Annotated in this window: 15 protein-coding genes and 1 tRNA gene; 8 read left to right on the top strand and 8 right to left on the bottom strand. The window is 72.9% G+C overall.

The genetic code is table 11. The annotated features are described in order from the left end of the window. Positions 1-5: 5 nt before the first annotated feature. The gene (locus tag AC07FJ_RS13815) at positions 6-722 is read right to left on the bottom strand and encodes an SLATT domain-containing protein (RefSeq protein WP_479048652.1); all 717 of its coding nucleotides are present in this window, start codon (positions 720-722) and stop codon (positions 6-8) included. Positions 723-1,005: 283 nt separating this feature from the next. On the opposite strand from AC07FJ_RS13815, the gene AC07FJ_RS13810 reads away from it, so the two are divergent. The 7 genes from AC07FJ_RS13810 (at position 1,006) to AC07FJ_RS13780 (ending at position 7,892) form a co-directional block, all read left to right on the top strand. After that, positions 1,006-1,341 carry a YbaB/EbfC family nucleoid-associated protein gene (locus tag AC07FJ_RS13810; RefSeq protein WP_361426348.1) on the top strand — a complete coding sequence of 112 codons (336 nt, stop codon included), beginning with the start codon at positions 1,006-1,008 and terminating at the stop codon, positions 1,339-1,341. 167 nt (positions 1,342-1,508) lie between these two features. Continuing rightward, positions 1,509-2,108: a recombination mediator RecR gene (recR, locus tag AC07FJ_RS13805; RefSeq protein WP_479048650.1), complete on the top strand. Its 600-nt coding sequence runs from the start codon at positions 1,509-1,511 to the stop codon at positions 2,106-2,108. Beyond that, entirely contained in the window at positions 2,101-2,760 is a 660-nt protein-coding gene (locus AC07FJ_RS13800; RefSeq protein WP_361426069.1) for a DUF5063 domain-containing protein, read from the top strand. Before recR ends, AC07FJ_RS13800 begins: the two co-directional genes overlap by 8 nt. Before the next feature lie 550 nt (positions 2,761-3,310). After that, a complete protein-coding gene (locus AC07FJ_RS13795) occupies positions 3,311-4,582 on the top strand; it encodes an aspartate kinase (RefSeq protein WP_468286927.1) in 1,272 nt (423 codons plus the stop codon). 25 nt (positions 4,583-4,607) lie between these two features. Continuing rightward, positions 4,608-5,666 (top strand): aspartate-semialdehyde dehydrogenase, encoded by a 1,059-nt coding sequence (locus AC07FJ_RS13790; protein WP_479048647.1) that lies wholly within the window; start codon positions 4,608-4,610, stop codon positions 5,664-5,666. A gap of 277 nt (positions 5,667-5,943) precedes the next feature. Further along, complete coding sequence (locus AC07FJ_RS13785) at positions 5,944-6,696, top strand: SigE family RNA polymerase sigma factor (protein ID WP_479048644.1); 753 nt, start codon at positions 5,944-5,946, stop codon at positions 6,694-6,696. Then, positions 6,693-7,892 (top strand): hypothetical protein, encoded by a 1,200-nt coding sequence (locus AC07FJ_RS13780; protein ID WP_479048641.1) that lies wholly within the window; start codon positions 6,693-6,695, stop codon positions 7,890-7,892. The genes AC07FJ_RS13785 and AC07FJ_RS13780 overlap by 4 nt, the downstream gene beginning before the upstream one ends. Before the next feature lie 40 nt (positions 7,893-7,932). Here the strand turns inward: AC07FJ_RS13780 and AC07FJ_RS13775 are convergent, their stop codons facing one another. The 7 genes from AC07FJ_RS13775 to AC07FJ_RS13745 form a co-directional block, all read right to left on the bottom strand. Continuing rightward, a complete protein-coding gene (locus tag AC07FJ_RS13775) occupies positions 7,933-8,739 on the bottom strand; it encodes an SURF1 family protein (protein WP_479048638.1) in 807 nt (268 codons plus the stop codon). Positions 8,740-8,761: 22 nt separating this feature from the next. Beyond that, complete coding sequence (locus AC07FJ_RS13770) at positions 8,762-10,564, bottom strand: S9 family peptidase (protein ID WP_479048635.1); 1,803 nt, start codon at positions 10,562-10,564, stop codon at positions 8,762-8,764. A 49-nt stretch (positions 10,565-10,613) separates the two neighbouring features. Beyond that, positions 10,614-10,970 carry a DUF7144 family membrane protein gene (locus AC07FJ_RS13765; protein ID WP_361426045.1) on the bottom strand — a complete coding sequence of 119 codons (357 nt, stop codon included), beginning with the start codon at positions 10,968-10,970 and terminating at the stop codon, positions 10,614-10,616. A 497-nt stretch (positions 10,971-11,467) separates the two neighbouring features. After that, a complete protein-coding gene (locus tag AC07FJ_RS13760; RefSeq protein ID WP_479048632.1) occupies positions 11,468-11,659 on the bottom strand; it encodes a hypothetical protein in 192 nt (63 codons plus the stop codon). A 124-nt stretch (positions 11,660-11,783) separates the two neighbouring features. Next, positions 11,784-11,857: transfer RNA gene (locus AC07FJ_RS13755), tRNA-Pro, on the bottom strand. Positions 11,858-11,885: 28 nt separating this feature from the next. Next, positions 11,886-12,626, bottom strand: coding sequence for a Pr6Pr family membrane protein (locus AC07FJ_RS13750; RefSeq protein WP_479048629.1), 741 nt, complete (start codon positions 12,624-12,626; stop codon positions 11,886-11,888). Positions 12,627-12,792: 166 nt separating this feature from the next. Then, the gene (locus tag AC07FJ_RS13745; RefSeq protein WP_479048626.1) at positions 12,793-13,731 is read right to left on the bottom strand and encodes a metallophosphoesterase; all 939 of its coding nucleotides are present in this window, start codon (positions 13,729-13,731) and stop codon (positions 12,793-12,795) included. Between the two features lie 77 nt (positions 13,732-13,808). Here AC07FJ_RS13745 and AC07FJ_RS13740 point away from each other — a divergent pair, with 77 nt between their 5' ends. Further along, the gene (locus AC07FJ_RS13740; RefSeq protein ID WP_468286961.1) at positions 13,809-14,273 is read left to right on the top strand and encodes a GatB/YqeY domain-containing protein; all 465 of its coding nucleotides are present in this window, start codon (positions 13,809-13,811) and stop codon (positions 14,271-14,273) included. The last annotated feature ends 165 nt before the right edge of the window (positions 14,274-14,438 follow it).

Genomic DNA, 14,438 nt, shown 5'->3' with positions numbered 1-14,438 from the left:
CGGCCCTACCGCGGCTCCGGGGGGCGCTGGCGCGGCATGTTCGGGCGGGTGCCCGGCGGAAGGGGGAACCGGCCCGGCAGGGGCGGTGCGTCCTGCCGGGCCGGGGTCGGGAGGGTGGACTGCATCACCAGCGGCGCAGAGCCGGAGCGGAACTCCACCATCCACTCCGCCGTCTCCGTACGCACCAGCTCCGTCACGTCCTCCGCGAACCGGCGCAGCACCCCCAGGCACCGCTCCGCCGCCTCGCTCGCCGTGCCCTCCGTCGGGCCCAGCACCTCGCGGATGGACTCCGAGGCCCAGTCGAACTGCAGCGCCTGCAGCCGGCGCTGGACCGCCTGCGCGGTCGCCACGTCCCGCATCCAGCCCGACGTGAGCCCGAAGTACCGGTCGCAGAGCAGGCAGGCCGCAGCGGCCAGCAGGGAGACGTACCCCCACTCCCAGCGGCCCAGCAGCGGCAGCGCGGCGCCGACGACCGCGCCCAGAGCCGTACCGACGCGCAGGGCACGCGCGCAGCGGCGCTTCCAGACGCGGTCGGAGAGGTACCACTCGGCCGTGCGGAGCGCGTTCGCCTCGACCCAGCGGTACAGCTCGTCCAGGCGCTGAGCCGGCTCGCCCCAGTCCCCCAGCGGAAACGGCCGTCCGGTCAGATCGCCGCCGTACCCCTCCGGGCTTTCGCCCTCCCCCCGGGCGGGGCCCCCGGGCTGCATCTCCGGCTGGCTCACCGGGGCACTCCTCTGCGCTCAACGTGACATATCGATGACGTGACGTGCGGTGACCTACGGTGCGCGGGGTGCGCATGCCCCCTTCCTACCGCCGAATGGGGGGTCGACGGCCGGGAATCCCGGTATTTCCGCCCGCAAGGGGGTCTTGATCAGGTGGCGGGCGCGGCCGTTTTTCACCCGAAGGAGTGGCACCCCATGGATGAGGCACACCGTCCGGCGACCACGTAGGCTCGGCATACCGAATATTCATCGTCCTACTCATCGCGAAATGCCAGGAGTGCCCGTGATTCCCGGTGGCGGCCAGCCCAACATGCAGCAGATCCTCCAGCAGGCCCAGAAGATGCAGCAGGACCTCGCCCGCGCCCAGGAGGAGCTGGCGCGCACCGAGGTCGACGGTCAGGCGGGAGGCGGTCTGGTGAAGGCCACCGTCACCGGCTCCGGCGAGCTGCGCTCCCTGGTCATCGACCCCAAGGCGGTCGACCCCGAGGACACCGAGACCCTCGCGGACCTCGTCGTCGCCGCCGTACAGGCCGCGAACGAGAACGCGCAGCAGCTGCAGCAGGCCAAGCTCGGCCCGCTGGCCCAGGGCCTCGGCGGCATGCCGGGCCTGCCCTTCTAGGCCGGGCCCGCCTGGCCGGACGTGCCTGGTCCGGGCCCGCCTGGGCCGGCCCGCCCCTCCGGGCCGGGTCGTCGGGGCCGGGTCTTCCGGGCCGGGTCTTCCGGCCCTTCTAAGTCGCCCGTCCAGCAACTACCGTAAGCATCACAGCACTCCAGGAGAGGCTTTCCGTGTACGAAGGCGTGGTTCAGGACCTCATCGACGAACTGGGCAGGCTGCCCGGCGTCGGTCCCAAGAGCGCCCAGCGGATCGCCTTCCACATCCTGCAGGCCGAGCCCACCGACGTACGCCGACTCGCCCACGCCCTCCTGGAGGTCAAGGACAAGGTCCGGTTCTGCGCGGTCTGCGGCAACGTCGCCCAGGAGGAGCGGTGCGGCATCTGCCGCGACCCGCGCCGGGACGACACGGTCATCTGTGTGGTGGAGGAGCCGAAGGACGTCGTCGCGATCGAGCGCACGCGCGAGTTCCGCGGGCGGTACCACGTCCTCGGCGGCGCGATCAGCCCGATCGAGGGCGTCGGCCCGGACGACCTGCGCATCCGGGAGCTGCTGGCGCGACTCGCCGACGGTACGGTCACCGAGCTGATCCTGGCGACCGACCCCAACCTGGAAGGGGAGGCCACCGCGACGTACCTGGCGCGGATGGTCAAACCCATGGGCCTGAAGGTCACGCGCCTCGCCAGCGGGCTCCCCGTTGGCGGAGACCTGGAATACGCCGACGAGGTCACGCTCGGGCGAGCGTTCGAAGGGAGACGACTCCTCGATGTCTGACGCCACTCTGCACGCGCACACGCTGGACCCGGACAGCTTCGCGGTCCAGATCGCCGACTCGATCGAGTCCTTCATCGTGGCCACCACGGAAGTGGCCAAGGGGGACGAGCCCGACAGCGCGGTGCCCTTCCTGCTGCTGGAGGTCTCCCAGCTGCTGCTCGCGGGCGGCCGGCTGGGCGCGCACGAGGACATCGTCCCCGACGAGCGGTACGAACCGGACGCCGGCCCGGACATGGACGTCGACGAGCTGCGCGAGCGGTTCGCGACGATGCTGGACCCGGTGGACGTCTTCTCGGAGGTCTTCGACCCGTACGAGCCCCGCAAGGCGCCCGTGCCGTTCCGGATCTCCGACAACCTCGCCGCCATCATCATGGACCTGCGCCACGGGCTCGCCCATTACCGCGCGGGCCGCACCACCGAGGCGCTGTGGTGGTGGCAGTTCTCATACTTCTCCAACTGGGGCCCGATGGCCTCGGCGACCCTGCGCGCCCTGCAGTCGCTCGTCTCGCACGTGCGCCTGGACCAGCCGCTGGAGGAGCTGGACGGGCTCGACACGGACGAGGACCTCGCGGAGGACGCCCTCGCGGAGGAGGCGGGCCGGGTGATGGCCCGGGAGATCGCGGGGCCGCTGGGCATCCATCCCGCCCCGTAGCCCGGCGGACGGCCCCTCCGGTCGGAGCGCGGCGGCGGCGCGGGCCGGTGTGAGGCACGCGAGGTCGGCCTCGCGGCACGGGACGCACACCTTGCCGGCGTTGCGCTGGAGTCGATCGCCCGGCCTCGATACGTCGCCGCGGTCGCGTCGTCCACGGTGACGGTGGTGGACCTGGCGGAGCGGGCGGTCGTCACGACGCTGGAGGTCGGCCGGTCCGGGGAGCCGGGGGCGCACGGCCCTGCCTACATCCCCTGCCGCGCGCCCCGCGATGCGGCGTGAGCCCGTCACCGAGTGAGCCCGCCACCGAGTCAGCAGCCCGTCACCGAGTGAGCCCGCCACCGAGTGAGCCCGCCACGAGTGACGCCCCACACATTCCGCGTACGGCCGCCCGGGAGGGGCAGGTGCCAGCCCGAGCGGCCGTGGGGTCGTCCCCGGGTGCTGGGGCGGATCGCACGCTGAGCGGGACATCTCACCATGTGATATCGGAGAGGCGATTCCCGGCCGCTCGTTAGACTGAGCTGACCGCAAACGGACTGAGCGAGGAGCGCACGTGGGCCTTGTCGTGCAGAAGTACGGAGGCTCCTCCGTTGCCGATGCCGAGGGCATCAAGCGCGTCGCCAAGCGAATCGTCGATGCCAAGAAGAACGGCCACCAGGTGGTCGTCGTGGTTTCGGCGATGGGCGACACGACGGACGAGTTGATCGATCTCGCCGAGCAGGTATCCCCGATCCCTGCCGGGCGTGAGTTCGACATGCTGCTGACAGCCGGGGAGCGCATCTCCATGGCCCTGCTGGCCATGGCGATCAAAAACCTGGGCCACGAGGCCCAGTCGTTCACCGGCAGCCAGGCGGGCGTCATCACCGACTCGGTCCACAACAAGGCGCGCATCATCGATGTCACGCCGGGCCGGATCCGTACGGCGCTGGACGAGGGCAACATCGCCATCGTCGCCGGCTTCCAGGGTGTGTCGGCGGACAGCAAGGACATCACCACCCTCGGGCGCGGCGGGTCGGACACGACCGCCGTCGCGCTCGCCGCGGCGCTGGACGCCGAGGTGTGCGAGATCTACACCGACGTCGACGGTGTCTTCACCGCCGACCCCCGGGTCGTGAAGAAGGCCCGGAAGATCGACTGGATCTCCTTCGAGGACATGCTGGAGCTCGCCAGCTCCGGCTCCAAGGTGCTGCTGCACCGCTGCGTCGAGTACGCACGCCGTTACAACATCCCGATCCACGTCCGGTCCTCCTTCTCGGGGCTCCAGGGCACGTGGGTCAGCAACGAACCGCGAGGGGACCGCAAGGTGGAGCAGGCCATCATCTCCGGTGTCGCCCACGACACCTCCGAGGCGAAGATCACCGTCGTCGGGGTGCCGGACAAGCCGGGCGAGGCCGCCGCGATCTTCCGCACCATCGCGGACAACGAGATCAACATCGACATGGTGGTGCAGAACGTCTCCGCCGCGTCGACCGGGCTGACGGACATCTCCTTCACGCTGCCGAAGGCGGAGGGCCGCAAGGCCATCGACGCCCTGGAGAAGCGCAAGGACGTCATCGGCTTCGACTCGCTGCGCTACGACGACCAGATCGCCAAGATCTCGCTCGTCGGCGCCGGCATGAAGACGAACCCGGGCGTCACGGCCGGCTTCTTCGAGGCGCTGTCCGACGCGGGCGTGAACATCGAGCTGATCTCGACGTCCGAGATCCGCATCTCGGTCGTGACCCGCGCCGACGACGTCAACGAGGCCGTCCGCGCCGTCCACACCGCCTTCGGCCTGGACAGCGACTCCGACGAGGCCGTCGTCTACGGAGGCACCGGCCGGTGATTCCGGTGATGGCGGGCTCCGCGCGATGAGCGGCAAGCCGACGCTCGCGGTCGTCGGGGCGACCGGGGCCGTCGGCGCCGTCATGCTCCAGATCCTGTCGCAGCACGCCGACGTCTGGGGCGACATCCGCCTGATCGCCTCCCCCCGCTCGGCCGGCCGCAAGCTGGCCGTGCGCGGGGAGGAGACCGAGGTCCTCGCACTCGCCGAGGAGGCGCTGGACGGCGTCGACGTGGCGCTGTTCCTGGTGCCGGAGGAGATCGCCGCCCGCTGGGCGCCGGTCGCGGCGGCCAAGGGCGCGGTCGTGGTGGACGCCTCGCCCGCCTTCCGGGCGGACCCGGACGTCCCGCTGGTGGTCCCGGAGATCAACCGGCACCGCGTACGCGCACGGCCGCGCGGGATCGTCGCCTGCCCCGGCGACACCACGCTGGCGCTCATCGTGGCGGTCGGCGCGCTGCACGCCGAGTTCGGCGTCGACGAGCTCGTCGTCTCCACCTACCAGGCCGCCAGCGGTGCCGGGCACGCGGGCGTCGAGACCCTGCGCGCGCAGACGCTCCGTGTCTCCGGCGTGGAGCTGGGGACCACCCCCGGCGACGTACGCAGGGCCGTCGGCGACGACACCGGGCCCTTCCCCGCCCCGCTCGCGCTCAACGTGGTGCCCTGGGCCGGGTCGCTCCAGGAGGGCGGCTGGTCCTCGGAGGAGCTGCGCCTGCGCGACGAGACGCGCAGGGTCCTGGACCTGCCGCAGCTGCGGGTGACGGCCACCTGCGTCCGCGTCCCCGTCGTGACCACGCACTCCGTCTCCGTCCACGCGCGCTTCGAGCGCGAGGTGACCGTCGCCCGGGCGCACGAGATCCTCGCCACCTCGCCGGGCGTGGTGCTGTACGACGACCCGGCCGCCGGGGACTTCCCGACCCCCGCCGACGTCGTGGGCACCGATCCCACGTGGGTCGGGCGCGTACGGCGGTCCCTGGACGACCCCCGGGCCCTGGAGCTGTTCGTGTGCGGCGACAATCTCCGCAAGGGTGCCGCGCTGAACACCGCTCAGGTGGCGGAGGTCATCGCCGCGGAATTGTCGGTGCGCTGAGCAGCACCCTTTGTAGGATCTGTGAACGCCCTGTGAGCAAGTCTTCGGTCCGTACCGCTTGAACTGGGGCGATGGCATGTTCGACGATGCTTCTCCCCCTTGCTGCAACCGGTGGTCGGGCGGGAAGCGTCTACGCGGTCGCCCCTGACGCGCCGCCGCGCGAAATGGGCAAAGGGGAAGAGCGAGTACGCATGAGGGCAATCGACGCACCGTTCGCACGGTCAAAACCGGTGACGTGCGCGTACAACCCTGACGGGGGGCAGCGTGTCCAACAGGCGTGGCACAGGTACTCGACATCACAGCGGCGGTCCCGCTCCGCGGCGCGGCCGTGGCCCCGCTGCGCCCCGGCGGCGGGCCGGCGCAGCCGCTCCGGCGGCCCCGTCAGCGCCGTCAGCCCGGCGGCATGCCGGTGATCGCGCCCATGCCCGCAGCTAGGCGCACCACCCGCATACCGTCCCCCCGCGGCGCCGCCGAGGCCGCCGAGGCCACCGGCACCGCTGGTGTACCGGGTGCGGCCGCGACCGCGACCGCCGCGGCCGGGACGACCGTCGACCACCTCACCGAGACCTACCGCGCCCACTACCGGTCGCTGCTGGGTCTCGCCGCGCTGCTGCTGGACGACACGGCCTCGTGCGAGGACGTCGTCCAGGAGGCGTTCATCCGCGTCCACTCGGCCCGCCGGCGCGTACGCGACCCCGAGAAGACGCTCGCGTACCTGCGGCAGACCGTGGTCAACCTGTCCCGGTCCGCCCTGCGCCGCCGCATACTCGGGCTGAAGCTGCTCTCCAAGCCGATGCCCGACATGGCGAGCGCCGAGGAGGGCGCGTACGACCAGCTGGAGCGCGACGCGCTGATCAAGGCGATGCGCGGGCTGCAGCGCCGACAGCGCGAGGTACTGGTGCTGCGGTACTTCGCGGACATGACGGAGGCGCAGGTCGCCGAGACCCTGGGCATATCGCTCGGGTCGGTGAAGGCGTACGGCTCACGCGGCATCGCGGCGCTGCGCGTCGCCATGGAGGCCAACGCATGAGCGAGCCGCACAAGGGCGAGGACGGGTTCGAGCAGTACGGGCCGGACGGACCGTTGCACGTGAACGACCACCGGACTGGGAACGGAATTGTGAACGACGGCGACCGCCTGGGCGGTCTGCATGAACTGGGCGGCCTGGACGCCCAGGACGGCTTCGGCGAAGACGAACTGGCCCTGCGCCGGATGCTCCAGGGCGCGGTGGGGGACCTCCGGCCCTCCGACGGAGCCCTCGACCACCTGCGCAAGGCGGTGCCCGCGCGCCGGGCCCGCAAGCGGCAGGCCCTCGTCGGCATGGCGGCCGCGGCGCTGCTCTTCGGTACGGCGGTGCCCGCGTTCGTCCACGTGGCGAGCTCCGGCGGCACCTCCGACGACCGCCCGGTCAACGCCGGGCATGGCGAGGACGCCCAGGGCGGCACGGGCGAGGAGACCGGCGGCGAGGGCGGCGAGGCGGGCCCCGGCGGCGGTGTGACGGGCGGCGGCGGGGGCCCGGGCGGGCCCGGCGGCAGCGGCCGCGGCGACGCGCAGAAGCCGCCGGAGTCCGCCTCCGGCGCCGCGGACGGCACGGTCGGCGGCGGCGTGGTCCCCCCGACCCACTCCGTGCCGCCGAGCACACCGGTGTGCGCGGCGGACCAGCTGGCCGTGGCCACGGCACAGGCCGGGGAGCCGGACGCGGAGGGCAAGGTGTACGGCACCTTCCGCATCGCCAACGTCTCCGGTGACGACTGCGCCATCCCCGGTGACGGGACCATCGGCGTCTGGACGAGCGGCGCGGCCGACAGCGCGAAGATCACGCGCGTCCGCCACATGCCGGGCGACGCCGCGACCGGGCTTCCGGACCCCTCGGGCCCGGCGGACGGGCCGCTGCTGCTGAAGCCCTCGGGTTCGTACGAGGTGAGGTTCGCCTGGGTGCCGAGCGAGACGTGTCCGACGACGCCGCCGGACGGCGGCCCGTCCCCGGACCCGAGCCCCTCGGGCGACGGGGGCGCGACCTCGACCGGCGCCAACGGCTCGGACGGCTCGACCGGCACGGCCCCGGAGGGCACCGAGCCCCAGCTCGCCACGGAGGACGGCACTCCGGCGGACGGCAGCGTCACGATCACCCACACCCCGGACGCGGGCTCGCCGACGGCCGAGGCCACGATCCCGAACGCCTGCGCGGGCACGGTGTACTACACGGCAGCGCGGGTCGCGCAGTAGCCGCTCGTCCGCCTGTCGGTGGGGCCGGGGCCCCGGTGACTCAGCCCCGTGCCGGGGCCGCCGGGGCCTGCTCCGTCTCCGCTGGTTCAGTGGACTCCGGTGCGAGGCCGAGGGCCGCGTCCCGCGCCGCCTCCGCCTCCCGGCGGAACAGGCGGAACCACATGAAGAGCACGAAGCCCACGAAGGCGAACCACTCGCCCGTGTAGCCGAGGTTCTGGAACGCCTTCAGGTCCAGCCCGCTGCCCTGCGCCGCCGTCGCCGGCACCGGCGTCAGACCCGCCGGCGCCTCCGTCAGCGTGACCCACGCGTCGTACACGTCGTCCGGTACCAGGTTCACCAGCGAGGCCGCGCTGATCATGCCGACCTGCCCGGCCGGCAGCCCGCCCGCCGCGCGCACGCCCTTGGTGCCGGTGTTCTCCGACGCCTGGAGCGCGCCGGTCACCGTGACCTCGCCGGCCGGGGCCGCCGGGGCCTGACGCCCCTCAGGGAGCCAGCCGCGCACCACCGGCAGCGTCTTGCCGCCGTCCGTACGCAGCAGCGTCAGCACGTACGCACCGGTGCGGCCGTCCAGCTCGCGCCCCGGCACCAGGAACTGGGGCCCGTACCGCCCGGTCGCCGTCGCCTCGCGGCCCGAGGTCTCCTGGGTGACCGGCAGCAGCTCGTCCAGCGGCTCCGCGGTCCGCGCCGCGGCGCCCGGGTCGGGGCGCCGCTCCGCCTCCTGGTGGGACTCGACGCGGTCCTCGAACCTGCCGAGCTGCCAGGTCCCCATGAAGACGCAGAAGGGGATCGCCAGCAGGACGAAGACGTTGATCCCCCACCAGCGGGGTGTCGTCAGGAACCGGTACACCCCTCCACGGTACGGAACCCCCTCACCTCCCCGGCGCCGGGGTCCCCAGGTGCCGCGCGGCGAAGTCGAGCTCCAGCCGCACCTGCTTGATCCGTTCCTCCACCACCAGCGAGCCGTGCCCGGCGTCGTACCGGTACACCTCGTGCACCGCGCCCCGGGCCGCGAGCCGGTCGACGTAGTTGTCGATCTGGCGGATGGGGCAGCGCGGGTCGTTGACGCCCGCCGAGACGTAGACCGGCGCCCGGACCTCGTCCACGTACGTCAGCGGCGACGACGCCCGGTACCGCTCCGGCACCTCCTCCGGGGACCCGCCGAAGAGCGTGCGGTCCAGCGCCTTCAGCGCCTCCATCTCGTCCTCGTACGCCGTGACGTAGTCCGCCACCGGTACGGCGGCCAGGCCCAGCGCCCACGCCTCCGGCTGCGTACCGAGCCCCAGCAGCGTGAGGTACCCGCCCCAGGAGCCGCCCGCCAGCACCAGCTTCGCGGGGTCGGCGAGGCCGGAGGCCACCGCCCACTCCCGGACGGCCGCGATGTCCTCCAGCTCGATCAGCCCGACGCGGTGCTTCAGCGCGTCCGTCCACTCGCGCCCGTAGCCGGTGGAGCCCCGGTAGTTGACGCGGACGACCGCGTACCCGTGGTCCAGCCAGGCGGCGGGCGCCGCGGCGAACGCGTCGCTGTCGTGCCACGCGGGACCGCCGTGGACCTCGAACACCGTCGGCAGCGGGCCCGTGGCGCCCGCCGGGCGCTGCACGAGCGCGTGGACGCGGCCGCCGGGCCCGTCCACCCACACGTCCTCGACCGGCACGGAGGCGGGTGCCTTCAGGCCGGGCGGCTCCAGTACGACGCCGCCCGCCGTGGACCGCACCGCCGGCGGGTGCGCGGCGGACGACCACAGGTACTCCACCGTCCCGTCCGGCCGCGCCGTCGCGCTCGACACCGACCCGGCGGGGGTCTCCACCCGCACCAGCTCGCGCGCCGCGATGTCGTACCGCCACAGATCGCTGCGTGCCTCGAAGCCGTGCACGATCAGCAGCCCGGACCCGTCCGGGTACCACTCCGCCGATACGTCGCCGGGCAGGTCGAGCGCCAGCTCCGTCTCGGTCCCGGTGGCCACGTCCCACAGCATCGGCTCCCAGCGCCCGCGCCGCTGGTGCCCGACCAGCAGCCGGGTGTCCCCGTCCACCGGCGCGAAGCCCAGCACCGCGAGCCCGAGCTCCTCCGTACCGCCCTTGGTGTCGTCCAGCTCCGCCACGACCGACCCGTCCAGCCGGACCACGCGCAGCGCCGCGTGCATGGCGTCCCCGTGCTCGGTGTGCTCGATCGCGAGGAGCGTCCCGTCGCGCGACAGGTCGCCGACCCCGGCGGACTCCCGGTGCCGGTAGACCTCCACGGGCGGCCGGCCGGGCCGTACGACGTGGATGGTCGTCCCCTCGTCGTCGGTGGAGCGCCCGATCACCGCCGTGCCGTCCCGCCCGATCGCCAGGCCGGCCGGGTACGACGGCTCCAGCCCCGGCGCGGCCGGCTCGTCGTCGCCGCCCTCGAACGGCTGGCGCATCCAGCGGCCGAACTCGTCGCCGTCGGTGTCGGCGAACCACCAGATCCAGGCCCCGTCCGGCGACAGCTCGCCGTCGGTGGTGCCGTTCGGGCGGTCGGTGACCTGCCGCTGCGCTCCGGTCGCGCGGTCCCAGGCGTACAGCTCGTACGTGCCGGTCGCGTTCGACACGAACAGCGCACGGTCGGGGGCGTCCTCGGCCCAGTCGGGCAGGGAGACGCGGGGGGCGCGGAACCGCAGCTCCCAGTCGGGCGTGGCGTGTGCATCCGTCATGCCCCTATCCAACCCGACGGCTCGGGGCGCGGGACACGGTGCCCGGACGTCAGCGCACGGCGGGCGGGGTGTCCTCCGTGCACAGCGCCCAGATGACGAAGACGCCGATCGCGATCGAGACCACGGCCCAGACCGGCTGGTACGGCAACCAGACGAAGTTCGCGATCACGGCGAGCGACGCCAGCGCGACACCGCTCGCCTTGGCCCACGTCGCCCCGCTGAGGATCCCGGCGCCGATGAGCGCGACGAGGATGCCGAGGACGAGGTGGATCCACCCCCACGCGCTGACGCTGAATTCGAAGACGTACTCGCCGACCCGCCCGTACACGTCGTCCTCGGCGATCCCCGCGATGCCCTGCAGCATCCCGAGCACCCCCTCCACCAGCAGCAACACCCCGGCGAACATCGCCCCGGCGGACCCCCACCCCACCCGCCCGGCCCCCCCACCCGGCGCCCCGTCATGCCGCGCATACGCATGCCGCTCGGTCCCCCCGACACCCCCGTGCTCCCCGTGCCCTCCACCGCCCCCGCCGTGCCCCGCCTGCCCCCCGGCGCCCGCGTGCCCCCCGCCGGCCCCGCCGCCAGCCTGACTCATGGCCGCCCCTCTCTCCTCCGGTAACCACCCACCCCGGGCACTGCACCCGGCGGGCCTGCTGCGCTTCCGAGCCTGCGGGGCTGGGGGTGGGGCGTCGACCGGGGGGCGTCTGACCGGGTGAGGAACGTCCGATGCCTGCGGGGTGCAACCGGCAGGGACGGGCCCGCGTGCGCACGACGTGCCGAGGTCCCCTACTCACGTGAGTAGGGGGGAACCCACGACCTCTTCGTCGCGAAGCAACTCGCGCAGATTGTTGTCCGCCGCTGTCTGTCCGCGATGTCACGCAGTCGGACACTCACTGCCGCGGTTCACGTCGCCATGCTCGGACCGGCGTTGTGCAGCACAGCGAGTTCCTTCAGATCGTTCGCGACCATGACCTGAGCGAGACGACCCGCGACCGCCACGACCTTTGGCCAAGAGGGTGCCCGTAGATACTCCGCGTCGGTGTCGTTGGGGGCCTCGGCCGCCGCGGCATTGAGCGTGATGCCCAGCTCACGCATGGAGCGACCTCTTCCTCGCGGTCACTTCGGAAGCCGTTGGCCGACCTTGGGCACCTCGCTCACGTGGAGAAACAGGTAAGGCACCTAGGAACGTTCCTAGGTGCCTTACCTGGTGTTTCAGCTGTCGGGGTGGCGGGATTTGAACCCACGACCTCTTCGTCCCGAACGAAGCGCGCTGCCAAGCTGCGCTACACCCCGATGTCGTCCGGTGTCCCGGCGACGTCGTTTACTTTAGCCCACCGGCGCCCGGAGACGAAATCCGGTTTTCGCGGGGCCGCGGCGTGGGCCTGATCCAGTCCAGGCCGACCAGTGCGAAGGCCAGCGCGGCGAAGGCCAGGCCCAGCATCGCCGCGTCCGTCAAGGTGGCGGCGTAGCCGTGGGCGGCGACGTCGAGGAAGGGGTACGGGTAGCGGGCCGGGGTGCCGGGGGAGAGGAGGGCGCCGCGGGTGAGGGCGAAGGCGAGGTACGCCAGGGGGTAGAGGAGCCACAGGGCGGCGTGGCGGGCGCGCAGGCCGCCGGGGCGGGTGAGGAGCAGCCAGTCGAGGGCCGCGGCGATCGGCGTCACCGTGTGGAGCAGGTGGTTGGCGAGGAGGTGCCAGCCGGTGGTGGTCGACGGGCCGCCGTCCGTCATCGAGAAGCGCCCGGCGTCGCCCGCCAGGAGCAGGTGGTAGACGGTGCCGGTGATGGTGATGAAGAGCAGCGTGCCGCCCGTGACCAGCGGCGGCAGCGGCCGGCGGCGGCGCGACCAGGCGCGGTGGGCCGACGCGGCGAAGACCGCCGCGACCAGCAGGTTGCTCTGGATCGTGAAGTAGCTGAGCACCCGGCCCGGACTGCCGAGGGCCAGGTCGATGGCGATTCCGGTGAGCGCGGCCAGCGCGATCAGAGCGTGGAAGGCGGCGGCGTACGGGCGGCGGACGGGAGGGACGACCGCCGATGCGGGCACATGCGTCGAAAAGGGGGCAGTCATCCCTCCACCGTAGGGGGCCTTGATCAGCACCGGCCCGGCAGGTGGTGCTGATCAGTCTCCGGCGGGCTCGGAGGGGGGCCTGATCGGCCCGGGGCTCGTGAGGTTCCCGGCCGGCCCCCGGCCGCCAGGGGCCTGACCAGTCGCAGGCGCGACCCCAGTGCCCCGCTCAGTCCCGGGCCATCAGGGTCAGCAGCGTCGCCTCGGGCGGACAGGCGAAGCGCACCGGCGTGTAGCGGTTGGTGCCGCAGCCCGCCGAGACGTGGAGGTACGCGGTGTTTCCACCGGCGCGGTGCGTGGAGAGGCCCTTCACTCGGTCCGTGTCCAGGTCGCAGTTGGTGACCAGCGCCCCGTAGAAGGGGATGCACAGCTGGCCGCCGTGCGTGTGGCCCGCCAGGATCAGCGGGTAGCCGTCCGCGGTGAAGGCGTCCAGGGAGCGCAGGTACGGCGCGTGCACGACGGCCAGGGAGAGGTCCGCGTCAGGTTCCGGGCCGCCGGCGACCAGGTCGTACCGGTCGCGCTTGATGTGCGGGTCGTCCAGGCCCGTGAACGCCAGCTCCAGGCCCTCCAGCTTGAGGCGGCCGCGCGTGTTGGTGAGGTTCAGCCAGCCCGCCGCGTCGAAGGCGTCGCGCATCCCCTCCCAGGGGTTGTGCACGGCGCCGACGGCGGGCGCGTTGCCGTTGAGGCCGTGGCGGCCCTGGGCCTTCTCGAACAGGTAGCGGGCCGGGTTGCGCAGCTTGGGCCCGTAGTAGTCGTTGGACCCGAAGACGTACACGCCGGGGAATTCGAGGAGCGGGCCGAGCGCGTCCAGGACCTCCGGTACGCCCTCGGGGTCGGAGAGGTTGTCGCCGGTGTTCACGACGAGGTCCGGGCGCAGCCCCGCCAGGGACTGGAGCCAGGCACGCTTCTTGCGCTGGCCGCTCACCATGTGGATGTCGGACACCTGGAGGATCCGCAGGTCGCGCGTGCCGGGTGGCAGTACGGGGACGGTGACCCGGCGGAGCCGGAACGAGCGGGCCTCGAAGCCGGCGGCGTAGACCAGGCCGGCCGCGCCGACCGCTGCGATTCCTGCGGTGACTTTCAGGGGGACTCCGTATCGCGCGCGCATGAGGTCATCGTCCCAGACGGAGCACCGCACGGAAATCAGCGGGCGTGCAGGTCATCGCACCTGCCACACTTGTGCGCATGACCACGCTCAAGTCCAAGCTGCAGGAAGACCTCAACGCCGCGATCAAGGAGCGCGACGAGCTGCGCTCCTCGACCCTCCGGCTCACCCTCTCCGCCATCACCAAGGAGGAGGTCTCGGGCAAGGAGAAGCGCGAGCTCTCCGACGACGAGGTGCAGAAGGTGATCGCCAAGGAGGCGAAGAAGCGGCGCGAGGCCGCCGAGGCCTTCGCGCAGGGCGGTCGCGCCGAGCAGGCCGAGCGCGAGAAGGCGGAGGGCGCCGTCCTCGACGCCTACCTGCCGCAGCAGCTGAGCGACGACGAGCTCCGGTCCATCGTGTCCCAGGCCATCGACGAGGCCAAGGCCGCCGGTGCCGAGGGCCCGCGCGCGATGGGCGCCGTCATGAAGATCGTCAACCCGAAGGTGGCCGGCCGCGCCGAGGGCGGCCGCGTCGCCGCGGTGGTCAAGCAGCTGCTCGCCGGCTGAGGTCCGCGCCTCACAACGGGCCCGCGCCTCACACCGCGTCGGCGCAGGGACAGCCAAAAGGGGGGGGGGGGGGGGGGGGGGGGGGGGGGGGGGGTGGGGGGGGGGGGAGGGGGGGAGGGGGGGGGGGGGGGGGGGGAAGCCAGCAGCTATATGCGGCCCGTTTAC

The organism is Streptomyces sp. NPDC045998, from assembly GCF_056430285.1.
The sequence above is the reverse complement of the archived record's forward strand: the minus strand, read 5'-3'. Positions and strand labels throughout refer to the sequence as shown.